This window comes from Paenibacillus xylanexedens (assembly GCF_001908275.1).
GTDB classification, from domain to species: domain Bacteria; phylum Bacillota; class Bacilli; order Paenibacillales; family Paenibacillaceae; genus Paenibacillus; species Paenibacillus xylanexedens_A.
In genome coordinates this window covers 3,791,579-3,817,355 of the sequence record NZ_CP018620.1, presented here as the reverse complement: position 1 = coordinate 3,817,355, position 25,777 = coordinate 3,791,579, and the positions used below count along the sequence as shown (strand labels likewise).

Annotated in this window: 21 protein-coding genes; 5 read left to right on the top strand and 16 right to left on the bottom strand. The window is 44.6% G+C overall.

From position 1 onward, the window contains the following. Positions 1–369 precede the first annotated feature (369 nt). From BS614_RS17120 to BS614_RS17105, 3 genes are all read left to right on the top strand, one after another. On the top strand, positions 370–732 hold the full coding sequence (locus BS614_RS17120; RefSeq protein ID WP_074094847.1) for an iron-sulfur cluster biosynthesis family protein: 363 nt from the start codon (positions 370–372) through the stop codon (positions 730–732). A 464-nt stretch (positions 733–1,196) separates the two neighbouring features. After that, on the top strand, positions 1,197–1,970 hold the full coding sequence (locus tag BS614_RS17115; protein WP_074094846.1) for a M15 family metallopeptidase: 774 nt from the start codon (positions 1,197–1,199) through the stop codon (positions 1,968–1,970). A gap of 502 nt (positions 1,971–2,472) precedes the next feature. Next, on the top strand, positions 2,473–3,105 hold the full coding sequence (locus BS614_RS17105) for a nitroreductase family protein (protein ID WP_074094845.1): 633 nt from the start codon (positions 2,473–2,475) through the stop codon (positions 3,103–3,105). Positions 3,106–3,335: 230 nt separating this feature from the next. Here BS614_RS17105 and BS614_RS17100 read toward each other — a convergent pair whose 3' ends face one another. Continuing rightward, positions 3,336–4,496, bottom strand: a complete 1,161-nt coding sequence (locus tag BS614_RS17100) for a leucine-rich repeat domain-containing protein (protein WP_074094844.1) — start codon at positions 4,494–4,496, stop codon at positions 3,336–3,338. A gap of 166 nt (positions 4,497–4,662) precedes the next feature. Here BS614_RS17100 and BS614_RS17095 point away from each other — a divergent pair, with 166 nt between their 5' ends. Then, positions 4,663–5,121, top strand: coding sequence for an AraC family transcriptional regulator (locus BS614_RS17095; RefSeq protein ID WP_074094843.1), 459 nt, complete (start codon positions 4,663–4,665; stop codon positions 5,119–5,121). Between the two features lie 315 nt (positions 5,122–5,436). Here BS614_RS17095 and BS614_RS17090 read toward each other — a convergent pair whose 3' ends face one another. The 3 genes from BS614_RS17090 to BS614_RS17080 form a co-directional block, all read right to left on the bottom strand. Next, entirely contained in the window at positions 5,437–6,681 is a 1,245-nt protein-coding gene (locus BS614_RS17090) for an aminopeptidase (protein WP_074094842.1), read from the bottom strand. Positions 6,682–6,909: 228 nt separating this feature from the next. Beyond that, positions 6,910–8,451: an acetate--CoA ligase gene (locus BS614_RS17085; protein ID WP_074096881.1), complete on the bottom strand. Its 1,542-nt coding sequence runs from the start codon at positions 8,449–8,451 to the stop codon at positions 6,910–6,912. Positions 8,452–8,769: 318 nt separating this feature from the next. Then, the gene (locus BS614_RS17080) at positions 8,770–9,774 is read right to left on the bottom strand and encodes an aldo/keto reductase (protein ID WP_074094841.1); all 1,005 of its coding nucleotides are present in this window, start codon (positions 9,772–9,774) and stop codon (positions 8,770–8,772) included. 201 nt (positions 9,775–9,975) lie between these two features. Here BS614_RS17080 and BS614_RS17075 point away from each other — a divergent pair, with 201 nt between their 5' ends. Next, on the top strand, positions 9,976–10,821 hold the full coding sequence (locus tag BS614_RS17075; protein ID WP_074094840.1) for an AraC family transcriptional regulator: 846 nt from the start codon (positions 9,976–9,978) through the stop codon (positions 10,819–10,821). Positions 10,822–10,890: 69 nt separating this feature from the next. On the opposite strand, the gene BS614_RS17070 is transcribed toward BS614_RS17075, so the two are convergent. From BS614_RS17070 to BS614_RS17015, 12 genes are all read right to left on the bottom strand, one after another. Then, on the bottom strand, positions 10,891–11,289 hold the full coding sequence (locus BS614_RS17070; protein ID WP_074094839.1) for an Asp23/Gls24 family envelope stress response protein: 399 nt from the start codon (positions 11,287–11,289) through the stop codon (positions 10,891–10,893). Between the two features lie 28 nt (positions 11,290–11,317). Further along, positions 11,318–12,397, bottom strand: coding sequence for an AI-2E family transporter (locus tag BS614_RS17065; protein WP_074094838.1), 1,080 nt, complete (start codon positions 12,395–12,397; stop codon positions 11,318–11,320). A gap of 36 nt (positions 12,398–12,433) precedes the next feature. After that, positions 12,434–13,891 (bottom strand): sensor histidine kinase, encoded by a 1,458-nt coding sequence (locus BS614_RS17060; RefSeq protein ID WP_074094837.1) that lies wholly within the window; start codon positions 13,889–13,891, stop codon positions 12,434–12,436. Further along, positions 13,869–14,576: a response regulator transcription factor gene (locus BS614_RS17055; protein WP_074094836.1), complete on the bottom strand. Its 708-nt coding sequence runs from the start codon at positions 14,574–14,576 to the stop codon at positions 13,869–13,871. Before BS614_RS17055 ends, BS614_RS17060 begins: the two co-directional genes overlap by 23 nt. 234 nt (positions 14,577–14,810) lie before the next feature. Beyond that, positions 14,811–16,256: a 4-hydroxyphenylacetate 3-hydroxylase family protein gene (locus BS614_RS17050; protein ID WP_084174577.1), complete on the bottom strand. Its 1,446-nt coding sequence runs from the start codon at positions 16,254–16,256 to the stop codon at positions 14,811–14,813. 173 nt (positions 16,257–16,429) lie between these two features. After that, positions 16,430–18,388 (bottom strand): ABC transporter permease, encoded by a 1,959-nt coding sequence (locus BS614_RS17045; RefSeq protein WP_074094835.1) that lies wholly within the window; start codon positions 18,386–18,388, stop codon positions 16,430–16,432. Then, positions 18,363–19,133: an ABC transporter ATP-binding protein gene (locus BS614_RS17040; RefSeq protein ID WP_074094834.1), complete on the bottom strand. Its 771-nt coding sequence runs from the start codon at positions 19,131–19,133 to the stop codon at positions 18,363–18,365. Before BS614_RS17040 ends, BS614_RS17045 begins: the two co-directional genes overlap by 26 nt. A 311-nt stretch (positions 19,134–19,444) precedes the next feature. After that, positions 19,445–20,428: a sensor histidine kinase gene (locus BS614_RS17035; protein WP_084174576.1), complete on the bottom strand. Its 984-nt coding sequence runs from the start codon at positions 20,426–20,428 to the stop codon at positions 19,445–19,447. Then, positions 20,425–21,129 (bottom strand): response regulator transcription factor, encoded by a 705-nt coding sequence (locus BS614_RS17030; protein ID WP_074094832.1) that lies wholly within the window; start codon positions 21,127–21,129, stop codon positions 20,425–20,427. The genes BS614_RS17035 and BS614_RS17030 overlap by 4 nt, the downstream gene beginning before the upstream one ends. Before the next feature lie 41 nt (positions 21,130–21,170). Then, on the bottom strand, positions 21,171–22,499 hold the full coding sequence (nagZ, locus tag BS614_RS17025; protein WP_244898149.1) for a beta-N-acetylhexosaminidase: 1,329 nt from the start codon (positions 22,497–22,499) through the stop codon (positions 21,171–21,173). Between the two features lie 397 nt (positions 22,500–22,896). Beyond that, positions 22,897–24,000: an NADH:flavin oxidoreductase gene (locus tag BS614_RS17020; protein WP_074094831.1), complete on the bottom strand. Its 1,104-nt coding sequence runs from the start codon at positions 23,998–24,000 to the stop codon at positions 22,897–22,899. A 332-nt stretch (positions 24,001–24,332) separates the two neighbouring features. Next, on the bottom strand, positions 24,333–25,646 hold the full coding sequence (locus BS614_RS17015; RefSeq protein WP_074094830.1) for a hypothetical protein: 1,314 nt from the start codon (positions 25,644–25,646) through the stop codon (positions 24,333–24,335). Positions 25,647–25,777: the final 131 nt, after the last annotated feature.

Sequence of the window (25,777 nt, the reverse complement as noted above, 5' to 3'; positions counted from 1 at the left end):
TCACTGCTTTCCTTAGTGTCCCTTGTTAGGGAGAGATCCATATTCGAATCAACGATGTCAACATGCTGGTAGACATGCAAAAAAGACGGGCACTAGGCACCGTCTTCTCATAATATGAAAATGTTTCTTCCATTATTTCCATACTTCCATATGATTCTGAATAAATTGCTCGAATGAAATCGGGTTATTCCCCCGGATAGGCACATCCAGTCCTGCGAGGGCAGCAGCGTATTCTTCTGACATTCCTGCGCGAATCAGTCAAGAAAATAAATGCTTTGATTTTTGCCAAAGTGGTATAATGGGAATAGAAGCTGAATCAATTCTTTTACCATTTACCAACCATGACCACATATAAAGGAGTGTACCTATATGTATATTCAAATTACAGATTTGGCTGCAAAACGATTGACGGAAAGCCTGAATGACCAACCTGGATATTTCAAAGTGATCTATGACTTGGAAGGTTGCGGATGTAATGGAGTTATCGCTATTATCATTGTTGATGAACTTGCGGCTCTCGACGCTCAGATTGAAACCAATCTGGTTCCGTTCTATGTTGATCCGAAGCAGCAACTAAACCTCGAACAACACATGAAGCTGGATACAGAAGAGAATTATCCTTCTTTCAAATTAAGCAGTGATTCTGGTGTGCTCAGCGCCAACGTTCGCGTTCGTGACACCCGTGCTGTAACTGCGGGAAGCTCCGGTGGATCTAACGCCTGCATGTTGTAATACAGTCTCCAGCTTACTTGAAGTAATCTAGCATTATCTCTCTTCACATCAAAAGCCGTTGCATCTAATGCAACGGCTTTTTTAACGTGCTTTTCTTTATATGCCTCTATCAGAGTTGCAAATAAGACTCTATAAAAGATGAACTAAACATTTACACGAAACGGAGAGGACAGAAAAAACCTGAAGAAACGAAGTGTTCGCCTAAAAGCTTTCTGAAAGAAAGCTGCATCGGAAGCATACGCTATCCCAAGATTTTCACCATTATAAAATTGAATCAAAAAAATCAGGGGATAACAGCGATCGGAAGGTTGTTCTGTCATCGTAGTGTCCAGTGTAAATATCCTCTAGTTCGATCTTTATAGCAAACTTTGTTTACAACTCGGAAACAATTGGAGAACCTATGGATATAATCCTCTAGTATACTCGGTATATAGATTCATATATTCCGAGGAGGAACACACATCATGAAATCTTTTACTCGTAAATCCATCATATCTACAATTCTCATAGGTTCTGTTGTAGCAGGTTCTGCCTTTACTACGTTTCCCATCACTTCTAACCTGAATCCCGTGGCATCTGCCGCAAGCTCTAGCTTCACTCAATTTCTGCATGATAATGCACCTGGTCGTACGATCAAAACGATTAAAAATGTGGCAACTGTGACCAATGTGTCCAGTACAGTTGTGCTTGTCAATAAAAAGAGAAATCTGCCTTCAACTTATGCACCTCAAGATTTGGTTGTACCTAATATTCCTTTTAGCTTCTCAGGTTCCAGTCCGAAGAAACAAATGCGTAAAGTAGCTGCAACAGCGCTAGAGAAACTATTTGCGGCTGCCAAAAAAGACGGCATCGATATCAAAGCGGTGTCTGGCTATCGCTCGTATGCGACTCAGAAATCGATCTTTGACCGTAATGCCAGCATCAAAGGCGAAGCTGTTGCCAATAAAACAAGTGCTCGGCCAGGACAAAGCGAACATCAGACCGGTCTAGCTATGGATATCTCCAGCGCTTCGGCTGGTTACGATCTTCAGCAAAGCTTTGGCAACACCAAAGAAGGCAAATGGCTGAAAGCCAATGCCCACAAGTACGGCTTCATCATCCGTTATGGCAAAGATCAGGAGAAATTGACTGGTTACTCCTATGAGCCATGGCATGTACGTTATGTCGGAGTATATATTGCTGGTGAGATTACCAACCAGAAACTTACGCTGGAGCAGTATTTGGAACGTGCCAAATAAGGCAAGTTTGAACCCAAAGCGTAGAAAGTTATTAGATCAGATAAAAGAAGCGTGACTATAGATAACATGACTGAAGGAGAAGATGGGGCCGCAACTGGCCCTCTTCTGCTTCAATTTTTCATTTACAATTCATCATGTCCCAACGATTTTTCTAAAAACCAGTGGCAGTCTCTTCAGACCTTCTGTTCCAGCCCAAGAGCCTACTCCAGCAAGTATTACATTATGGCACAAATAAAGTGCGACATTGTACACGATAGGGCCTAGAATAATCTCCACTACTACAAAACGTTTTAACGTCGAAGATTGGATCACATATACCCGAAATTCATGAGGGTCATGTCCTCCCATATACCTTGCGATCAATGCTTTCATGAATCACCTCTAGTGTTTTATTTTAGCGTATGGCAGACAATCCTTGTCTTATTCTAAAATAATACTTACATAAAGTAACTAAGTGTGTTATAGTCAGTTTATAAATTATACATAAGCGAGGGAAACCACCATGAGTGAGTTGGAGAATCTAGTCAAAAACCGTAGATCGGCCGTTATTTTTGAAGAAGGAATTGAAATTTCAGATTCGGAATTACAAGAGATTTTTGCCCTGAACAAATTTGCACCATCTGCCTTTAACCTGCAACACACGCACTATCTTGTGATTAAAGATGAGGAACAGAAAGAGAAAGTCTATGAAGCTTCCCAGCAATATAAAGTAAAAACAGCTTCTGCGGTCATCGTGGTTTTGGGCGATGTTAACGCACATCATCATATCCGCACCATTAACGAAGGCTTGCTGAACCTGGGCGCTCTTACTCCGTTCCAATACGAGCAGGAATCCCAAAGTGTGACCGAGTTTTACGAATCTCGGGGCAGATTCTTCCAACGTGAGGATGCGATTCGCAATGCCAGCCTGTCTGCCATGCAATTGATGCTGATCGCTCAGGATCGCGGTTGGGACACTTGTCCAATGATTGGCTTTGACTCCGAAGAACTGCAAAAGAGTTTGGAAATCCCTAACCATTATGTACCAGTTATGCTGATCACCATCGGCAAAAAGTCGGAAGCCAAACAGCGCCCACGCGGTTACCGTAAACCGATTAACGAATATGTTAGCTTTAACAAAATGCACGCTGAATAACATATAATATAACCAATTATATAAGTTGAACTAACATTTACACGATAACGGAGAGGACAGAAAAAAACTGAAAAAGCGAAGCGTGCGCCTTTATCCCCGGATTTCCCCTTTAGAAAAGGAATGGAAATAAAATCTGGGGATAACAGCGATTGGAAGGTTGTTCTGTCATCGTAGTGTCAGTGTAAATAATCTTTAGTTCAACAAAGCAAAAAAGCCACGATCTCGTGGCTTTAATACGTTTCATAGATCAACGTATCCAACATGTGAAATTCATCGTCAAACTCCGCATATATGTACAGTCGACCAGCAGGTGTATCCCCCGCATCATAACCCAATCGGAAATATTGATCTCCCTGAAATTCTGCATCAGCCAAAATCAATGCATTGATATCTTCGTCCGGATGAGCCTCGACAATGGTTTTAAGTGCCTGCTCACCTAGCATGTCCCACCGTTTCCACGTCTCTTCCATATATGGGGACAATATTTCCATCTCTGTCTTGGTTGAAACCTGTGCAGTGACTACCAGTTCTTTATCCTGAATAAGTAAGCTCATCTGATAGTTGGACATCGAGACGTCATACTGAAACAACCCCATACCCGGAACTTCATGATTGGATTCAAACATTAGATTATCTGCATACTGCAGTCTTTCCAGCTTGGGATTAGCGCTATAATCCAACTCGGTTAATTTGTTCTCGGAACAGTACAACTCTTTTAGTTGTACGTTATGGTGAATATCCAGCTTGCTAATATGGTTGTTAAAACAACGGACACTCTCTAAAACCATATTTGAACGAAAATCCAACTGTTTGATATGATTGTGGTTACAACGAAGTTCAATCAAGTTTGGACAACCTGTTACATCAAGTTCCAACATGTAATTATTGGCGCAATCAAGTCGCCGCAGTTGCTTATTGTGTTCAAGTTCAAGTGAGAAAAGAGCGTTATAACTGCAACTAAGTTCCTCCAACTGCTCAAGGGGCTCCGAAGCCAGCTCCGACAACATATTCCAGTGACACTCCACCGTTATAAGTTTGGAATTATGAGAAAGATCCAATTTGCGAAGTCGATTAAAACTGCAATCCAGCACCTGCAATTCCGAATTGGAACGGAGGTCCAGTGTAAGAAGCTGATTCTCTCTGCAACGTAATATCCTCAGCTTGTGATTCTGAGTAAGATCCAGACCGCTCAATTGATTATAGGCACAATCCAGCTCTTGAAGACCCCTGAAATACTCGATTCCATCAAGATTGCTAATATTGTGATTTGAGAGTTCTAATATCTCAACCTCACAAACGTCACTCTCCTGAATGAAATCCCGCTGCTCACAAAAACGATCCAACACAACTTGCCTGAAACGTTCATCCGTGAAGGCATAAGTAATATCCATGTCTAACGCCTCCCCCTCTCGTTTTGCTCTATTGGAACAGTCTTCCAACATATTATCCCTATTCTATGAGTTTCGTCGCCGGGATTCAACAATTACCTAAGCAAATTCTTTTTTACCATGTTAGCATCCAACATGTAAGAGAAATCGTACAGAGAGGAAGATTTTCATGGAAATGGTTATCGAAAACCTCCCGTCATATCGTATCGCCTATGTGCGACAAGTTGGTCCGTATGGGCCTGCCAATGTTCAAGCGATGAATACGCTGAAACAATGGGCAGACAAAAACCAACTGCTTCATGAATCAGCAATTTTATTCGGTATTCCTCAGGATGACCCGGCGAGCACACCTCCTCAGAACTGCAGATATGATGCTTGTATTGTTATCACTGAATCTGAACGTCTGGAAGATGAGTTTGTTGAGATTGGCGAGTTATCAGGCGGAGATTATCTCATCTGTAAGGTGAGACATACGGCAGAAGCTATTCAGCAGGCTTGGAATGTGATCATCCCTCATTTACAAACAAGTGGTTATCGGATGGACAACAAGCCGGTTATAGAACGATATCGTTGGGAGCTGCTCAATCAGCATTATTGCGAGATATGTGTACCTGTAAGACCAGTGTAATCCATGTTACGAGGAAAAAAAGTGACTTCAAATTGAAGTCACTTTTTCGTTCAGTAATATTACTGCTACTATTTATGTTGAACTAATCATTTACACGATAACGGAGAGGACAGAAAAAAACTGAAAAAGCGAAGCGTTCGCCTAAAAGCTTTCTGAAAGAAAGCTGCATCGGAAGCATACGCTATCCCCGGATTTTCCCCTTCGGAAAAGGGAATCAAAAAAATTCTGGGGATAACAGCGATTGGAAGGTTATTCTGTCATCGGAGTGTCCAGTGTAAATATTCTTTAGTTCAACTTATATAACTAAATTAGAAATTAAAATGCCCAGTTGCCTTTACGGAATACCGGCTCGATTGTACCATCCTGTAACTCACCATCGATATCCAGCTCAGCGGAACCAATCATGAAATCAACGTGAGTCAAGCTCACATTGCACTCATGCTTCAGTAACTCTTCATTCGACATGGTTGTGCCATCTTTCATGTTGAATGGATACGCACTTCCCACAGCCAAGTGGCAGGATGCATTTTCATCAATACCCGTGTTGTAGAAAATACGATTCAGGTTGGAGATTGGGGAGTCATGTGGTACTAGTGCGACCTCACCCAGATAACGTGCACCTTCATCGGTGGCAAACAGGTTCTTCAAATGCTCTTCACCGGATGCTGCCGTAAACGCTACAACCTGTCCATCCTTGAATGTGATTCTCATCTGGTCTACCAGTTGCCCGTTCAAGTTCAAAGGCATGGTACTGCTGACATATCCATTCACTCCACTGCGCTTAGGCATGGTGAATACTTCTTCAGTCGGCATATTGGCAACCGTATAAATCCCCTGTTGGTTCTCACCACCGCCACCGCCCCAGATGTGATTGTTCACCAGTTCAATTTTCAAGTCGGTACCTGGTGCGCGGTAGTGTAGGCTTTTATAATTTTTCTGATTCAGTCGATCACTCATTGCATTCAATGTGTCCAGATGTTCTCTCCAATTTTGTACGGCGTCTCCGCCATCTACACGGTTCATTTTGAAGATGGTTTCCCACATCACGTTGATTCGGTCTTCTTCCGGGATGTCGGCAAATACTTTGTTCGCCCAAGCCTTGGTTGGGGCCTTGATCAGACACCAGCTAATTTCATGGTTGCGTGTGTATTTGGCATATCCGCGACGTGCGTGTGCAGCTGCCTTAGTAGCACGGGAAACGCTGTCGGAGTCAATTCCGTTATACAGTTCAGGATCTGGAACTTTGATCGTCAGGGTAGCGCCGCCTGCTTCTGCAAACTTTTCCATCATATCCGCTTTCCAGGCTGGATAGTAGTCAAAGCTGTCATTGGAGCCATGTTCAAAACGACTGCGGGTAATGTTGTCGTCATCGAAGTCGACCTGTACATAGTTTGCACCAGCCGCATAGGCTTTTTGCACAATGAGACGTGTGAATTCAAGCGTTTCGATCGGTGCAGTAACGAGCAGATCCTGTCCTTTTTGAATATTCACGCCAACTTTAACAACTAGTTCTGCGTATTGTTCCAATGACTTTTCAAAGGTTTGTTCAAATTGACTCATGGTTGTGTTCACTCCTGTTTCAAATTTTAAGATGACTCAGAATCTGCTGAGTGGCCGTTACAGCGAAGGATCGTTCTTTAGATCGTCGTTGTCTCCAAATTTTCTTCATCGTATTTTCAAAGGTTAAAATTAGGAGACAAATACGAACGCTATCGCTTCTTCAGAATCGATTCCTTCTCTTTCACTACTTATGCTATTATTTTTCAATCATTCGTTACCTAATCTCATTTATACATTACGTTTTTCTTGTTCGCGTAACTCAATCCGGCGGATTTTACCAGAGTTGGTCTTTGGCAGATCCGTAACAAATTCGATCTTGCGTGGATATTTATAAGGTGCTGTAATTTCCTTGACGTGGTGTTGCAGTTCACGCATCAGTTCCGGTGAAGCCAGTGAATCGTCTCTCAACACGACAAAAGCTTTGACAATATTGCCACGGATCTCATCCGGACTTGCAACCACCGCGCATTCCTTCACACTGGCATGTTTCATGAGTGCTTCTTCCACTTCGAATGGTCCAATCGTGTAACCCGAACTGATGATGATATCGTCACTGCGACCTTCAAACCAGAAGTATCCTTCTTCGTCTTTACGTGCACGGTCCCCTGTTACAAAATAATCGCCACGCTGACTCGCTTCCTTCCGTCCCTCATCCTGATAATAGGACCGGAACAAAGCTGGCATCTCTTTGTGTACCGCGATATCTCCAACTTCACCCGCAGGCACAGGTTGTCCCTCTTCATCGATGATTTCAATCAACCCAGGTGTAATCGATTGACCCATCGAGCCAATACGTACAGGCGCATCTTTGAGACTGCCGATTAATAACGTGCTCTCGGTCTGTCCATAGCCGTCTCGAATAGTCAGGTCAAAGTGACGCTGGAAGATTTCAATGACTTCCTGATTGAGCGGTTCACCCGCTGAAACAGCACTGCGCAGATGAGACAGGTCATAATGTCCAAGATCATCGGCTTTGGCCATCAACCGATATTCCGTTGGTGTACAGCAAAGGACATTAATCTGATGTTCTTGCATCAGTTCCAGATAACGCTTGGGCTGGAATGATCCATTGTAGACCAGTCCAGTCGCGCCTCTTCCGAGTACCGACAGGAACGGACTCCAGATCCATTTTTGCCAGCCAGGTGCAGCCGTTGCCCATACGGTATCTGAAGGTTGAATATCCAGCCATAATGAAGAAGCGATCCGCAGGTGGGCATATCCCCAACCGTGGCTATGTACAACTCCTTTGGGATTACCAGTTGTGCCCGAAGTATAAGCAAGGATAGCCGTATCATCACGGTGAGTTTGCACCGCAGCCATCTCTTCGGGTTGATTTTGCATTAACTGATGCACATTGACCCAACCTTCAGCAGGTACGCTAACTTCTTCATTCGGTGATGCCACGATGCGATGTGCCAGTGACGGCAGATCCGCGTCCATCTTTTCCACTTCCGAGGTTGTCTCGGACCATACAATAACAGCCCGCGCCTCAGAGTGACGCAGACGATATTCCAGATCTTTTGCCCGTAACATCTCGGAGGAAGGAATAACAGCAATCCCCAATTTCAGACAAGCAATGTAAATAACATAGGCAATAATACGGCGTGGTACCATGACCAACACCCGATCACCCTTCTCGAGTCCAAGTTCACGCAGACCTCCAGCAAGACGATTCGCCTGCTTGAACAAATCACCATACGTGATCTCTTCCAATTCTCGTTGATCGCTGAGCCATCTAAGTGCAATCCGGTCTGATGGATGATTCTCCATCTCGGATGTCAGGTTATAGCTTTCAGGCGAAATCCACTGTTCAAAGTTCAAATGGAGCCTCTCCTTCGTAGTTCAATTGTAAAGCTTCTATATATTATACCCTAAATCCTAGGACCAGGTGCTATGAACTAGCTTCATTCTGAAAAAAATAAACATAGGTCAATTAATGAACTATTATAATAGATCTTATCCTATAATGAAAATGACATATACAAAATGGCGCCTTCCTGATTGATCAGGTAGGCGCCATTTTCATTCTTCATTTATATTACATTAGTTTTACCTAACTATAATTTTCACACAGCTATACTGTGTATGTTACCACGGATAATTACCCATTCCGTCCAAAATGCTTTCGATCTCATTCAACTCTTCCGTTGTCAGATCAGGTGCGCTTAGCGCAGCCACGTTTTCTTCAATCTGGGACACACGGCTTGCACCAATCAGTGCGGAGGTTACACGGTTACCGCGCAAGATCCAGTTCAAAGCCAGTTGAGAGATCGTCTGCCCTCTTCGCTCCGCAACCGCCTGAAGTGCATCGAACTTGGCAATCCGTTCGTCCGTATATGCTTCTTTTTTCAAATTGCCTGTTGGATTGGCTCGTTCTTCCTTGATCTTGTCGACATATTTATTCGTCAACTGACCGCGGCCGAGTGGACAGAACGCAATGGAACCTACGCCCTGCTCATCCAGTACGTCTTGCAGACCGTCTTCAATCCAGCGATTCAGCATCGAGTAGTTTGGCTGATGAACCAGACATGGCGTACCCAGACGACGAAGAATGGTTACCGCTTCTTGCGTCTGTTCTGCATTATAATTGGACAAGCCCACATACAGAGCTTTACCTTGCCGCACGATATGATCCAGCGCCGTCATCGTTTCTTCCAATGGCGTGTCCGGATCTGGACGGTGATGATAGAAAATGTCCACATAGTCCAGCCCCATCCGACCAAGACTTTGATCCAGACTGGCAATCAGGTTTTTGCGGGAGCCCCACTCGCCGTAAGGTCCATTCCACATATGGTAACCTGCCTTCGAGGAGATGAGCAGTTCATCCCGGTAAGGACGCAGATGTTTTTTATAAATCACGCCAAAGTTCTCTTCTGCTGATCCTGGAGGTGGACCATAGTTATTCGCCAGATCGAAATGGTTAATTCCGAGGTCAAAGGCACGCAAAATCATTTCTTCCTGAATATCCAATGTACGGTTGCCACCAAAGTTCTGCCATAAACCCAGCGCAATTTGCGGCAGTCTGATTCCGGATTTGCCGGAACGTACATATTTCATCTCATCATATCGTTGTTCACTCGCAGTATAGGGCATCGTTATTCTCACTTTCCTGTAAGGTTTGTTGAATTCCTTTTCATCTTAGACATTTTTCTGTCAAAACGATATGGCATTTCACTTTGAACATATGTAATAATGATTGTTATCTATATAAACTAGTCTTAAATTATTCATCTTTCACACTAATTAATATGTTAAAATGCAAGATGAGACGAAATCGTACAGGAGTGAATACCCTTGATTACGTATATGTTCAAAAACAATCATTTTCAGGAGCTTCAGCTCCTTCATTACGGCACGGAAGCTTGTACACCAGGTCACCACTTTGGCCCTGCCATGCGAGACTATTACAAAATTCATTATATTTTGAATGGCAAAGGCACCTTCGAAGTCGGTGGCAAAACGTATAGCCTGCACAAAGGTCAAGGATTTCTCATCGTTCCGCATTCTGTTGTTCATTACGAAGCAGATCAGGATGACCCTTGGGAATACAGCTGGGTTGCTTTCCAAGGCAACAATAGCCAATCCTTTTTACAGCAAGCCTGTCTGTCCGAACATCACCCGATTTTTGAGCTGGGTAATGAAGATGACGAGATGCGATCCTGCCTGCACCGAATGATTAATTCCCGCAATACGCATAAAGGCTGGGAGATTAGCATGACTGGTTTGCTGTATCAGTTCTTCTCCATTTTGATTGATCAGGCCAATTCAGAGCACCTTCAACCCATTCAGGATTATTCGAAGGAAACGTACGTGACGCAGGTAATGGACTTCATTGAAATGAACTATGCCAATGCCATTACCGTGCAATCCATCGCGGCCCATGTCGGTTTGCAGCGCAGTTATCTGTGCTCACTCTTCAAGGATCAGATGGGAAGTAGCATCCAATCGTATCTGGTTCATTACCGGATGCGTAGGGCAGCCGAATTGACGCTTGATCCGGGTCTGACCATTGGTGATATCGCCCGTTCTGTGGGCTACACCGATCAATTGCTTTTCTCCAAAATGTTCAAAAAAGTGATGGGGGAAGCCCCCACCTACTACCGTAAACATAAAACAGCACCCTCCCAGTTAAGTTGTTAATCGGGAAGGTGCTGTTTTTGTTAATCGTTTATCCTTACAAACGTTATTCCTTAAATTCTTTTTAATTGTTTATACCGTCTCCGGCATGGATATGCCAACAACTTGCACTTTGATTTCATTGACCATAACGCCAGCTAATTGTTCTACAGCCTGTTGAACATTATGTTGAAGTTCACGGCAGACTTCGTGCATCTTGTTGCCATATTGAATGTTGATGCGCAGCTGGATGGTTGCCTGATCGTCTTTGACATGTACGTCAATCCCTTTTTGCAGACTCTTGCCGCTGATACTCTTGGCAATCCCTTCAGTCAGTCCAACGGACATGGAGGATACACCAGCCGTTGATTGAGCGGCCATCCCCACGATCTTGGACAGCACATCATTCGAGATGTGAATGGTACCCATTTGAACAGATTGAGGTGCGATATATTCAGGTTCATTGTATTGTTTTTCGATAATTTCAGACATGTGCTCCACTCCTTCGAATAATTAAATTCTATGCATTCTGCCATTTGTCCTTAAAGAACATGTTATAGATTCGAACCAAAAGAATTTTAACAATCATATAAACCGGGATAATAATCAGAATGGCAATAATTCCACCCAGGTCGCCTGCACCCAACACCAGAATGATGGTCGTGAGCGGGTGAATATCGAGCTTTTTGCCGAATACGTACGGTGCAACCAGGTTGTCCTGAATCTGCTGAGCGACAAGAATAATAATCAGAGACCAGATGGCAACAGATGGTGATACCACGAGACCCATGATCACAATAGGTACGGACGACACAATCGCTCCGATAAACGGAACAAAGTTCATGATGACCGCAATTACCGTGAGCAGTAATGCGTACGGCAGTCCAATGATCAAGAAACCGATATACATCAGTACACCCAGTGCCAGATTCACCAAAACTCTTCCCACAATAAAACCACTCAACGCCTGATCAATCTCAATTACGACTTCACGGCTGTCATTTTGGAAACGTTTGGGTGCGATATGTGCCAATTTACGACCAAATTTCTCGCCTTGTAACAGCATATAGAACAAAAGGATCGGTAGTGTAAACAAGATGATCGCAAAACTGGAAACGAGTGAGAAGAATCCACTTACATAGTTAGTTACAAAGTTAAATCCTTTGTTGATATACTCCGTGATCTGGGAGAAAGGTGTCGAGCCCTCAGGGAACAAGGCCTGAATGGCACCATTTTGCTCCAGCTCTCTCAGCTGTTCACTTAATGAATTGATTAAACTTGGTGCGTTATCAACCAGATTGAACAGTTGCTCACGTAACGATGGCCATAAACCAATGATGAAGAACACTCCCAGAATAGCAATAACCAGATAGATTAGCAAAATACTTAGCGTGCGATTTATTTTCTTTTTCTCCATATAATTCACAAGCGGCCTTAGCAGATAATAAAAGAACACCGACAACATCATCGGCACGGTAATGACCGTGATCATGGTGACGAGCGGCTGAAAGATGAAGCTCACACGTGATAATAAATAGATATTAACCAATATCAGCGCCAGTGCAATACTGAACCGGACAAACGTATTTACTTTGAACAAAATAATTTCCCTCCACATGGACATTTCTTCTCTTATTTAATTTGGAATCTCAATGGTAAACACGGTGGTCTCTCGCCCACGCCGGGAAAGGATCAGCCGTCCGCCCATTTTCTCCGTATTACGTCGTGCGATGGACAATCCCAGACCGGTGCCTCCGGTCGCTGTCCGCGCCTCATCCCCTCGTACAAACGGGTCAAAGATTGTTGACCATAGTTCTTGAGGTATGCCCACTCCGTTATCTGCCACCTCTATCACCACATGGGTATGAAGCGGAATGAGTTCAACGCGCAGTTCGGTCCCGATTGGATTATAAGACAGTGCATTGGTAATCAGATTTTGGATGACTCTGGATAACAGCTCTGGATCATACCTCGCGTAGATCACCTCATCAGGAACAAGTACATGAAGGACAAACTGTTTCTGTTCAATCTCCCCATAGGTATCTGCCATAATCTCGCGCAAGAATTCTCCAATCTCTCTTCTCTGAATATGCATGCGAAAATCGGGCGAATCCACCTTGAGCAGCTCCAGCATATTCTGTATCATGCGTGCAACTTGAACGGACTTGTTATAGATGTATCCCAGGTATCTTTGCTGCCTGTCCTTGTCCTCTCCACGTCCTTCCACCAATGCCTGCGCATATCCCTGTATAGATGTTATCGGTGTCTTCAGATCATGTGATAAATCTACAATCAGTCGCTGTTTGCTCTCTTCGGCGTAACGTTTCTCCGCAGAGGTGTTCTCAATGACGTCCGCCATGTAGTTGAAAGTCTCACCTATCTGGACAAATTCCCTCTCGGCCGAGATCGACATCCGTGTACTATAATTTCCCTGTATCATCTGCGTAAGACCCGAGGAGAGGATGCTGAGTGGTTTTTTGATTCTCCGTGCGACCCAGTAGCTGTATACAAAGATCAACAATAAAACCAAACCGATGCCAATCATAATGTAAAAGGATAATGGATGTTTCAGATTGGTAATCAACTGATTATCATTAATTCGCACGCTGACCAGATCACGCGGGATTTTGAGCAATACATACGCTGCCGCTCCTTCTGTCGAGAGAGGAGTGATCGAATAATAGTATTCCTGATCACTCCGATTTTCCAGTCCATCATACAGATCGGCTTCACTGTATTGGGTGAACGCATCTTGCTTGTCTCCCACATGATGAATGACGTTGCGATTTGCATCCAATATTTCAATCCAGCCGCCGCTATCCTTGAGACGTTGAATCTCTGTGTCTTTGCCTTTCGACACCGAACCTCCACCGGAATAAAATTCGTTCTCCAGCTCTTCCACATATACGTGGGCTTCAACATTCAGATCCGGATCAACCACCTGATCCGAAATGCGAAAATCCACGACATCCAGTGAAACCATAAGGTACACAATCAATACCAGTAACAGCAAAAAGAAGTTGAACAGCAAGAAGTCCAAAGTCAGTGATGTCTGTAACAGTCGCTTTTCTCTAGCTTTCCATGGGCGCTTCAATTTTGTATCCCAGTCCCCTTATCGTTTTGAGATATTCCGGTTGTCTGGAGTCACGCTCGATCTTCTCCCGAATGTTGCTGATATGTACCATAATCGTGCTGTCCTCGTGCGCATAATAATCGCCCCAGACCGCTTCGTATATTTTTTTACGGGTGAACACTCGGCCAGGTTGATCAAGCAACAATTCCATAATTTTATACTCTGTAGAGGTCAATGTTACAGGATTCCCTGAACGAAAAAGGATACATTGGGATCGATCCAGCGTCAGATCACCTAATACCAGATTCTGTTCTTTTGCTTCGGGGATCTCCGCTGCATCAAATTGATTAACTCTTCTGAGCAACGCCTCTACTCTGGCGACAATCTCAAGCGGGTTGAACGGCTTCGCTATATAATCGTCTGCCCCAAGTCCAAGTCCAAGGATTTTATCGTGATCCTGACTTTTGGCGGATAGGAACAGTACAGGCATGTGATATGTGGCTCTGATCTGTTTGATCAACTGCAATCCATCCATTACAGGCATCATGATGTCCAGTATGACCAGATCGATCTGTGTTGAACGTATGCATTGTAATGCCTCGGCTCCATTCACCGCAGTTTTAATGGTATAGTCCTTCTCCAGATAGAGTTGAAGCAGTTCAACAATCTCTGGTTCGTCATCTGCAATTAATACGGTGTATCTCATGTTATTCCTCTCATTTCCTATACTCTATGCCTATCTCTACATTATTACTATATACTACGTCTCTTAATTCAACCTAAATCATTTCTAAAGATAATCTAAATAAATAGAAATAGAGCCCTGGCTCAGGCCAAGGCATTAACTAAAATAGGGCTGTTTTCAGCCTACATTTAAGCTTTTCGTTCTTCATTCAGGCTTTTCAATCTTCATTCGGACCATTTGTATTAGATCATCAGATCAGTCCTTAAGCGAACGAAGCCACGGCTCAACTTTCTCCAATAAACGTTCCTTGTCATACTGCACATATTGGTTCGCCCGATTGCGCACGGGATCACCCGCGTAGAAACGTTCATATAGATCATGCCTTGCTCCGAGTGGACTTCCGGTCAGCTCCCATGCGAGTTGAAAGAGTCGAATCTTCTCCGGGGCTTGCATCGTTACTCCACCAAGATATTTGCCTATCATGGAACCCATCTTTTCATTCATCTCAAACGTACCTGAAGGAATCTGAATCAGACCACCCGCAGCAATCATCTTCAATATCTCCACCGCGCGGGGGTAATAGCGATTGCCCAGATTACGTGCGGTTTCAATATATTTGAATTCCGGCAGCCAGTTGCCAAATGCGTCCGGCTTGGACTGTGCTTCAGCAGCAATAATCAGTCCCTCGATGGTTTGCATCTGACTGATCAGCTCTCCGAGTTGTTCCTGCACATTCAGGAAAGAGTCCACCCCAATCTCCTTGGCAATGGCTGAGGTCACGGCTGTAATAAACTCCAGTTTCGAGTGTAAACGAATGACACTCTGATGGTAGGCCAGACTGGCCGAAGCTGTATTGCAGCGAATCTGCCATACGGCTTCAGGGTTATTGTGCAGTAATACACGTTCCCAGGGCACAAATACATCGTCAAAAAATAATACAGCATCCATCTCATCATACTGCGCACTGAGTGGATGTAATTTATCTGTATCTTTTGTGGCAAAAGATTCACGACACATCATGTGCAAGCCCGGACTGCCCGCGGCTACAATTACCATATGGGCCAGCTCTGGCAGGTGGCCTGGAATTCGTTGAACGGGATAAGCAATGATATCATCGGCATAAGGCGCTGCTGTTGCCACCATCTTGGCCCCGCGGATCACTACGCCTTCCGCATTACTTTTGACAATTCGCAGCATGGCATCCTCATCTTCTCCAACAGGCAAGGAACGATTAATCTGCGGGTCACGCTGGACAATTGTTAGGAATGCATCGTTTCGCTTGGCTTGTTCAAAATATGCGGATATTTTACCTGCAAATGCCGGGTCATTCGCTGTCATCTCATGTCGTGTTGCGTACCAACCTGTCAGCCTGGATCGGGCATAATCAGACAAACGGCTCATAACCCCATACGTCCGATCGGCCCATAGCCGAAAAGCATCCGCCCTGCTGTTTACATCAGGAAGTGAACGAGGCACTAGAAAGGAGCGATGCACGTAACTTCCTGTCTGTTCGTCCCAGTAGGCCACGGTTTCCCTTGTCTCCGGGTCATCCACCAGATTGAACAATCCTTCTATGGTTTGAAGTGTTCCCTGAAAGGCCTGATGCCCAGTTACCTGGATACGCTCTCCGTCCAGCCATACATTCCGCTCATCATTCAAACGTTGAACGTAAGCTTGTCCACGAGACATCGTGATACTCATGATATGTCCTCCCTCTCAGGCACCTGCCTGACATTTCTGTAACTCCATCCTTCTAACTGCTTGAGAAACTATGTAATGATACATTCTGTATCTAATGAAATAGTACTGTGCCTTAGCTAGAAAAGTCAACAGACACCGAGCGATGAGTCCGGTGTCTGTTGGGCCATGCTATTTTAGACTAATTTGGAATACATGTGACGCAGATACCGCCAGCGCACGAGTGCAAAATACAAAATCTGCATGGAAGCAAACACCAAGAAAATGCGCAGGCTGTATCCAAAGACCGAGAAATCAACCAGTTGCTGCAACGCTACAAAGGCAACCGAACTGTGGATGACCGCCACCAGAATCGGCAGGAAGAACATAAGCAATAGCTGCCTTGTTACGATCTTACGGAGTTCGGGACGACTCAGTCCCATTTTGCCAATCATGCGATACTGCGCTTCATCCCGTTCTAGATCTGCGTAAAGTCTGAAATACGTGAAACTTGCTGCAAAGGTGAAGAAAACAATGCCGATCAGGCCGCTCAAAATTAGAATGATGCCATTGGTCTGCTTGGAATTAAGCCAGTCCACCACAAGCGCGCTGACCTCGTAATAACCTTTTTCGGAATGATCATCTTGAATGGATTTGATCAATTCAGGAGCAAAGCTGCGTGTACCCATCCAATCTTTCACGATAAATTGTATCGTTCGACTCGAATAGAAACCTTCAGGCATGCCAACTTCCTCGTTGTACGCAGGTCTCATCTTATTAAACAATTCGTCGGTTACGACGTAGAGATAAATTTCATATTGAAAAGGAATCACAATATCGGTACCAGGTGTCGATAGCTGGACAGGTATGTGCTGATTATCAACCTCCAGATTGATCTTTCCTCCCGAGGCTCCTTTTTCAACCTGTTCACGGTACTCCTTGCGCATCGCCAAATTGCTTGGAGTCATAAATGACTCATCGATTTGTTTCAACGTACGTTCTTCATACCCCAGTGCCTTCGCAAGACGGTTATAATCACTCAGTTTGATAATATTCCCATTATTATTTTCACCTATAGGAGCATAACTGCCCTTCACGTAGGGAACTTGATTATCAATCAACGTTTCTTCAATCTGCCGAATATGTCGCTCGGAGTTTGGAGTATACCAGTTATTCATATAACTGAATGCGTACGGATTCGACATGGACGACAACCCCGGGTCAGCAATAGCAAGCATGGTACCAATTCCCGTAAATGAAGAAGCCGAGATGATACTTACCATGAAAAACATGATGGCGTTATCTTTCATTCGATAGGTAAGTTCAGATAGGAAGAGCAGATTGGTTTTACGGAAAAACAATCTTGGATTTCTCTTCAGTGCCCGAATGATATATACACTGAGCTGCGTGAACAGGAAGTACGTACCTGCAATAACGACCACGACACTTGCGAGTAATAACGGAAACGAGAAGCTTACCCATACAAAAGTGAATACTCCTGCATAACCCCCGCCAATGAACAATACCGATAACAAGGCGAGTAGACGTGAGGCTTTGGGTTCCGGTTTCGGTTTTTCCTCTGATTTCACAAGGTCAATGAGAGTTCCTTTGCGAATGAGCAAGGATGAGGACATCGCGATCACAACAAACAGCAGCAGAAATGCACCTGCCGTCAGGGCAATGCTTTTTAGCGGAAAATAGAATCGAAGACTGTTCTCAACAGCCAGCATGGAGCCACAGATCAGCAGGATCAATTTGCCGAAAATAATTCCGAGTCCAATCCCGGTAATGATGGAAGCTAATCCGATACACATGTTCTCCATAAACAGAAGTCTGTTCATCTGTTTACGTGTCATGCCTATGATCAGGAAAATACCAAATTCCTTCTTGCGCGTCTTCAGAAATGAACCAACGGAGTAGAGCAGGAACAGGAATGAAAAGATGAATATAATGATCTCTGCAATCACAAACCCCTGATTCGCAAGCAACGTAACCGTCCCACTTGATCCCTTTAACCCCGCTTTCAAATCAGGATGGAACAGGAGCAATGCGTAAGTAAAAAAGATCATAACGGAAAATGTACTGCTCAGAAAATGAGCCAGATAAATTCGTTTGTTACGAACAACGTTATTAATGGCGAACTGGCGAAAATTCATGTCCTGAACCTCCCATTAGGGATAATACATTAATAATCTTCTGGTAAAAGGCTGCGCGATTATCGCCGTAGTGAATTTCATTATACAGTTTGCCATCCTTGATAAAGACAACCCGACTGCAATAACTTGCAGCTACTGCATCATGAGTGACCAGCAGCATCGTAGCCTGATCCTCCTGATTGCGCGTTTCGAGAATCTCCATGACATCTCTTGCCGCCTTTGAATCCAGGTTGCCTGTTGGCTCATCGGCCAGAATCAGCTTCGGGGAATGGATAAGCGCTCTGGCAATGGCCGTACGCTGTGCCTGTCCTCCTGATATCTCATATGTCCGTTTGTTCAGAATACCCTCGATCCCCAACTTGCTTGCCAGCTGTTCGACACGTCTGTTCATCTCTGCTAGCGAAACACCGTCAAGAGTCAGTGGCAGCACAATGTTTTCCTTGACTGTCAGTGTATTTAACAGATTGAACGATTGAAAAACAAATCCAAGCTCTTTGCGCCGGAACAGCGCGAGTTCGTCCTGATTCAATTCAAACGGGTTCTTTCCTGCAATCCGCAGTTCGCCTGATGTTGGGTGATCAATGGTTGAGATCATGTTCAGCAGCGTTGTTTTGCCACTACCCGATGGTCCCATGATGCCAACAAACTCACCTTCCTGAATACTGAGGTCAATACCTGATAACGCTTCATAAGATACGATGCCTTTGTAGATTTTACTGATCTGTTTCACAGAACAAATCTCCATGGTTACAACTCCTTAGTGATATATGAATTCAAAATCAAGTTACATTCATGCTATGTGCATGTGTATTGTGCGTGGCCTTTCCTGTACTCTTATGACTACAGTCTATCGAAGTTTCGGCCATTCTCCTATGGTTTAACCTTTCATCAACATGACAATGTTGTAAGGTTGCATCATAAAAATCAAAAAGACGCCTTCGCCCCGATCAGGCAATAGACGTCTATACATACACTCACACTGTAATTCATACTCCACTCACACTTCTTCAACAAAAATACACACCTCACGGCCCAATCTTACCTCAATCTGTCACTTCAGGAGTTGAATGTGATTCGTACAGTCGTTCCTTCGCTGTACACGGATTCAAGATCAATCCGATGATTCATCCGTGTTAACACTTCTTTGGCAATATACAGCCCCATGCCTGTGGACTCTTTGAAATGCCGCCCGTTCTCCCCGGTGAAGAAAGGTTGGAATACCCGGTTTAGATCAGACTTCGGAATTCCGATGCCCTGATCCTGCACTTCCAATATGATGGAGCGTTCGGCTTCATACGCACGCACATAGATCTTTTGCCCGCTGCCCGCGGAATATTTGATTGCATTGGACAGTAACTGTACCAAGACAAAACGAATCCACTTGGCATCGGATTGCACAACCAGCGCAGGATCTATATGTATCTCTGGATAGACGTGATTGCGGATGAAGAACCGTTTCAGCTCATGGATCGCCTCTTCCCCAGCGGTCCTCAGTATCACAGGTTCCACACTGAAATCCTGTTCGAAGGTATCCAACCTGGCCACATACAGCACAGTCTCCAAACCTCGCCTCATCTGGTCCGCTTCCTCCCGAATGCTTACGAGCCGAGGATCATCATCTTCCTGACCTTCCACGGTCAACTCAATAACGGATAACGGTGTCTTCATCTGATGGACCCACTGGTTCATGAATGTCAGATATTCTTGCTGCCGTTGTTCCAGCCGATGAAGATGAGCATGATACTGGCCGTATTGTGAATCGAGCAGCTTCTCCAGCGCCAGTGATAAAGGACTTGTTTCGTTCAATGGTACAAATTCCTTCAGCGAATCCATCGACCGTGACATCCGGGTATAAAAGGAGCGATGTGAATAATAACGATACACCAAATATCCGATGTATAAAAATAATCCCAACGCTACGGCATAAGCAGCCGTGACCCAATCGTTGTAACCGTCATACCAGAACACTGCAACAACGGTGAACAAGATGGCAACAACCCAGCACGTTAAAGCGAGATGTTCTCGTATAAACAATCTCATGATGGTGAATAAGCCTTCCAGGTATTGTTCAATCGGTAACCCGAACCTCTGACCGTTTCCAGTGCGTCCGTAATACCAAGTTCGGCTAATCGTTTACGCACCCGAGTAACGTTAACGCTGAGTGTATTATCATCCACAAAAGAGTCATCCCACAGCTTCTCCAAGATTGTCTCTCTGCTCACAAGCTTTGGACTGCGGCGCAGTAACGTTTCCAGCAGAATCGTTTCCTTCTTCGTCAGCTGCACTTTGCGATCACCAAGCTGAATCTCCAGTCTTTCCAAGTATACGACCAAGCCGTCCAGTTCCACCTTGCGTTCTTCATCACGTGCAGCATAGTCCCCATATACCCGGCGCAGCTGACTTCGAATTTTCGCTATAACAATCTCATGCTCAAATGGCTTCGTGATATAATCATCCGCCCCGTTCTCCAGTGCCATGACCTGATCCATCTTCCCACTTCGCGCGGAGATAAACAAAATGGGGCATGTGGACAGCGTACGAATCTGGCGGCACCAATAGAAACCATCGTAACTGGGCAAGTTGATATCCAGAAGTACCACATGTGGCTGTACCTGCTCAAACTGTTGTACAATCATCTCAAAATCCTCGACCAGTACGGCCCGGTCCCCGTAGCGTTCAATATGTGATTTCAATAATCCCGCAATCTTGGGATCGTCCTCTATTATCATAATGGTATACATTATTGGATCTCACCTCTGGCAAAATCATAACACAGGATTTATTATCTAGCATCGATTTGCTTACGCCAATCCACAATATCTGCATTCAATTGCTTCAGGTCTCCGGAAGCTTTCTGATCATCCGATAACTTGTATTGTTGCTTCAATGTCAGGATACGATATACACTTTCATCAATTCGGGATTCGGTGATTTTGCCTGACTTCACTGCACTTATTAGCGTTTCAAAAATCGTCTTGGCACTCTCATAACTGTGAGCTACCAACAGAATGTCACTTCCTGCTTTAACAGTTGCCAGGGCTGCCTGGTCCAACTTGAAGTTCTTCGCGATTGCTCCCATACTCAGGTCATCTGTGATGACCACACCATCATACTTGAACTTCCCGCGCAAATGTTCACCTATAATGACATCCGATAAGGAAGCCGGATGATCCGGGTCCAGCTTCGGGAACAAAATGTGTGCAACCATGACCGCCTCTACCTGCTCCTTCACTGCGGCCTGGAATGGAATCCATTCCAGCTCGGCCAGTTGCTTTTCCGTTTTATTCACAACAGGCAGATCGAGATGGGAGTCCACGGACGTATCACCATGACCCGGAAAATGTTTCACTACCGGAATAATGCCTTCACTACGTAGTCCCTTCATCTCTGCAATCCCCATACGTGACACCAGTTCTGCCGAGCTGCCGAATGAACGATCTCCAATCACCGGGTTCTTCGGATTACTGTTCACATCCAGCACAGGAGCAAAGTCCACATTAAAACCCACAAGTTGGACTTGTCTGGCCAGCAATTCGCCCATCGTTTCAGCAAGCGCGCTGTCTTTCGTCTCGCCTACTTTTCTACTGGAAGGAATGGATTCCACCGTCTCCGGCATACGACTCACTTTGCCGCCCTCCTGATCCACACTCATGAAGATCGGTACCGGGTTGGACTGATTCGCTTCCTTGATGGACTTCACAAACTTGGCTGTTCCCTCGAGTGTTGATACATTGTTGGCATAGAAAATAATGCCCCCTACCTTTTGATTCGTAATCATCTGTTTGGCTTGATCATCCAACGTTGTCCCTTGAACACCGGCCAGTATCATCTGTCCAATCTTCTCTTCTAACGTTAATGAACTGAGCTGCTCCTGCACTGGATCGACTTCTTCTGGTACTTCTTCCTGCGGTGGAGCGGTATTCTGCTCCGGCGATGAGGAAGATTGCCCTGAGTTGGAGCCAGCGTTGGAGCCGGTATTCGAGTCCGTTGCGGAGGAAGGTTTCTGTGCTTGGCCACATGCGGATAAAAGCAGGACTACTCCCAGCAGAAGACACAGCATCTGCAGTGGTTTTCTCCATTTATTGTTCGAGGTGTACCTATAGTTGTGCAAGGATATTCATCCTCCTTATGTAATGTCATCTTGGCAACCCTTGGGTTCAGGCCTAACCTTATCACAAGGTGGTGGATTTTCAAAATAAGTCGTACTGAAGATTGAATCGTTGTTCAGACACTTAAGCGGTAAAAAAAGTGGTTGCACTGGAACCTGAGATGTGGAACTTAATGGTGTTGTGACTAGGCGCGTGTGCGATGTATGTGGAGAATAAAAAGGAGTAACGGTGCAGAAAACGATTTTCTATTGTGAATTTTTCATATGTTGAAATTATTAGTATAGGCAGATCAAAAAGCCGCCCAAAGGCGGCCTATTTGTTCGTTTTTGTTTTTCTTTTCGTTGTAAATCGTTGCCGTTCAGTGTTAATTCACCTTCACCAAACGTTCTTAGGCTTCTATTAATGGAGTGTTTGCAACACTTCCGTTGTAAATGGAATGATTTCGGATATGCGATCTTCACGAACTTTGGCAGGCCATTCGGGATCACTAAGCAGAACACGACCCAAGGCGATCAAGTCAAATTCATTGTTCTCCAACTTCTCATTTAATAGATCCAAATGGGCATCCCCTGTTCCCTGGTTTTCGGTTGCTCTGTCTACAAATTCAGCTTCAAGACCTACCGATCCAACTGAAATAGCTGGTTTACCCGTTATTTTTTGCGTCCAACCCGCAAGATTCAGCTCAGATCCTTCGAATTCCGGTAACCAGAACCGGCGTGTAGAGCAATGGAATATATCCACGCCAGCAGCACTAAGTGGGGCCAGGAATTGCTCCAATTGTTCTGGCGTCTCCACCAGACGTGCCTCATAATTCCCCATCTTCCATTGGGAGAACCGGAGCACAATTGGGAAATCAGGACCAACCACCGCACGACAAGCTTCAATCACTTCAACCGCAAATTGAGTTCGACGTACCAAGTCACCACCATAATTGTCGGTCCGTCGATTCGTCTGCTCCCAGAAGAATTGGTCAATCAGGTATCCATGGGCTCCGTGCAGTTCAATGCCGTCAAATCCGATTCGCTGTGCATCCGCTGCCGCTTGGGCAAATGCCTGTACAAGACCTTGAATCTCCTCTTCCGTTAATGGTTCACGGGATGGTTCACCTGCCATGCTAACCCCTGACGGACTTACAGGCTCAGCTTCTGCGTTAGGCAAGTCACCGGAACGACGTGCTGTACCCACATGCCACAATTGTGGCATGATTTTGCCACCCGCTTCATGTACTGCTTTCACTACATTAGCCCATCCCTGCAACGAATCCTCACCATGGAATAATGGAATACTAGCTCCACTAACCGAAGATGGATGATTAATGCCTGTACCTTCTGTTATGATGAGCCCCACTCCACCCGCTGCTCTGCGACGATAGTATTCAGCAACTTCTGGTCCAGGTACACCCTCTGGTGAGAATCCGCGAGTCATGGGTGCCATAACGATTCGATTAGACAATGTTAGCTTGTCCGAGGTGAAAGGTTTGAATAATGCTGAAGGTACGTTCATAGTACATTGCTCCTTTGCAATTGGAAGTGTGGAACTCCGCATCCACATGAAATGCGACATGCTTTTGTATATTGTAACACGTGTAATCCAGTTGACTGGTTTAGAATTATTTCTCTATCCATTTTATAGTTTCTTAATTTTATTTTCAAATTTTCGAAGTTGGGCGTTCAAACTACTCTTATAGAAAAAAAAGAAAGCTACCTTACGGCAGCCTCTGTTGAATCACACTACCGAAGCAGTCTGACATGCACTCTACTACATCTTAAAGTATTTTCCCGGTCACCAATAATGTGGATGTAGCATAGTATATAATCCATAATCTTCCTTCCGATTTAATTAGCATTCACGGGGATATCACTGCGATTCACTCGAAGCAATTTCCCTGATGAAGTCGATAACACATCCGGATCGGTACCCAGACCAAAGTAGAAGTCACCCTCGTTCTCCTCAAAAGACTTGGCATACGTGTCCTGGTTAAAACGTAAAATCTCATTCCATGTGGTCAGATCCGTGGATTGGTAGACCCGATTGATATACAGATTGGCACTTTGGCGAGTGTACGTAAGCACATACACCTTGCCATCACGCAACAGTACATCGGTTGGAAGCGCCTTGGCATCTGGCAGATTAACTCGTCTTGCCTGATTAATATCGGTCATGACATTCAAAGATTTGGGCAGCAGCTGCCCATCATTAAACACACCACCTGCTATATAGAGCAACTTGTTATTGAAGTTAACATTTTTGCCTATTTTATTATAAGGAATCGTGCCCGTTTGATAGGTTAGTCCAGGCAGCATTTTGCTACCATAGATGACAACATCCCGTTTCTCAAGCTTTTCATTAATCTCCAAAATATTAGTTTTGTCATTCCATATTTTATTGGCAGGATACATCATGCCAGATGCATATAACTTGCCATTAAGATGGAACATAGTATAAGCCCGGAAACCAAACGTATTAATGGTTGCATATTTCTGCCAAGTTTCACCTTCATTATGAGAGATTAGTATGGTTGGTTTGGACTCCGTACCCAGCGCGGCAAACATCTTGCCCTGATAAGATGCCAAATCGTATACGTGTACACCCAGCGGCAGATTGCGATATTTGGTCCACACCTCTCCATCCAGACGATAGAAGTTACCCAGTTCCCACTGTTCACTATCAGAATCATTGCCAGGAATATATAACTTGTCGTTTAGTACTCTGTAGATATCAATCTGTTCCTCATCCACATACATCTTCGTAGATGGCAAGATGCCCGGGTTGCTGTTCGTCACCGACTGGGTCTTAAATTTTGCATTCGCTGTATCATAATAAATGACTGGAATAGGGCCTGAATTTGGAGCTACGCCCAGATTGCTGCTATTTCCGTGGCCCAAATATATTTTGCCGTTGTACAGTTGCATGTCCCAGACGTTATTAGCATATGGTGTTTTGGTAAAAGGTCTGCCTAGCAGTTCGATCTTCGATGTTACATCCGCTGAACTGATCGGTGCATTCGACACCTTGGCAAGCCCACGTTCCGTCGCAGGGGGTTGACTCGTTGACGTGGTGTTTTTCGGCTTGGAGTTCCCCATAAGCATCCAGCTCATTCCTGCGACAATGGTCAAAATTACGGCTGTCCATTTTGTATGTCTCTGCATGTCCGCTTCCTCCTTCATTTTTTCATCATCATTACCTTCACACCAAGATGATACAATTTGTATCTTTTTATACTATGTAAAACCACCCGCACATGCAACAAATTCCGCCCTATTTATACAAAAAAAGTAGA

Bases quoted from the DNA above. Each gene is read 5' to 3' on its own strand.
- BS614_RS17030 (WP_074094832.1), bottom strand. From the start codon at position 21,129: ATGTATACCATTATGATAATAGAGGACGATCCCAAGATTGCGGGATTA.
- BS614_RS17090 (WP_074094842.1), bottom strand. From the start codon at position 6,681: ATGAGTCAATTTGAACAAACCTTTGAAAAGTCATTGGAACAATACGCA.
- BS614_RS17055 (WP_074094836.1), bottom strand. From the start codon at position 14,576: ATGAGATACACCGTATTAATTGCAGATGACGAACCAGAGATTGTTGAA.
- BS614_RS17105 (WP_074094845.1), top strand. From the start codon at position 2,473: ATGAGTGAGTTGGAGAATCTAGTCAAAAACCGTAGATCGGCCGTTATT.
- BS614_RS17095 (WP_074094843.1), top strand. From the start codon at position 4,663: ATGGAAATGGTTATCGAAAACCTCCCGTCATATCGTATCGCCTATGTG.
- BS614_RS17120 (WP_074094847.1), top strand. From the start codon at position 370: ATGTATATTCAAATTACAGATTTGGCTGCAAAACGATTGACGGAAAGC.
- BS614_RS17015 (WP_074094830.1), bottom strand. From the start codon at position 25,646: ATGCAGAGACATACAAAATGGACAGCCGTAATTTTGACCATTGTCGCA.
- BS614_RS17070 (WP_074094839.1), bottom strand. From the start codon at position 11,289: ATGTCTGAAATTATCGAAAAACAATACAATGAACCTGAATATATCGCA.
- BS614_RS17050 (WP_084174577.1), bottom strand. From the start codon at position 16,256: ATGAGTATCACGATGTCTCGTGGACAAGCTTACGTTCAACGTTTGAAT.
- BS614_RS17035 (WP_084174576.1), bottom strand. From the start codon at position 20,428: ATGAGATTGTTTATACGAGAACATCTCGCTTTAACGTGCTGGGTTGTT.
- BS614_RS17085 (WP_074096881.1), bottom strand. From the start codon at position 8,451: ATGGAGAATCATCCATCAGACCGGATTGCACTTAGATGGCTCAGCGAT.
- BS614_RS17100 (WP_074094844.1), bottom strand. From the start codon at position 4,496: ATGGATATTACTTATGCCTTCACGGATGAACGTTTCAGGCAAGTTGTG.
- BS614_RS17020 (WP_074094831.1), bottom strand. From the start codon at position 24,000: ATGAACGTACCTTCAGCATTATTCAAACCTTTCACCTCGGACAAGCTA.
- BS614_RS17040 (WP_074094834.1), bottom strand. From the start codon at position 19,133: ATGGAGATTTGTTCTGTGAAACAGATCAGTAAAATCTACAAAGGCATC.
- BS614_RS17045 (WP_074094835.1), bottom strand. From the start codon at position 18,388: ATGAATTTTCGCCAGTTCGCCATTAATAACGTTGTTCGTAACAAACGA.
- BS614_RS17080 (WP_074094841.1), bottom strand. From the start codon at position 9,774: ATGCCCTATACTGCGAGTGAACAACGATATGATGAGATGAAATATGTA.
- BS614_RS17115 (WP_074094846.1), top strand. From the start codon at position 1,197: ATGAAATCTTTTACTCGTAAATCCATCATATCTACAATTCTCATAGGT.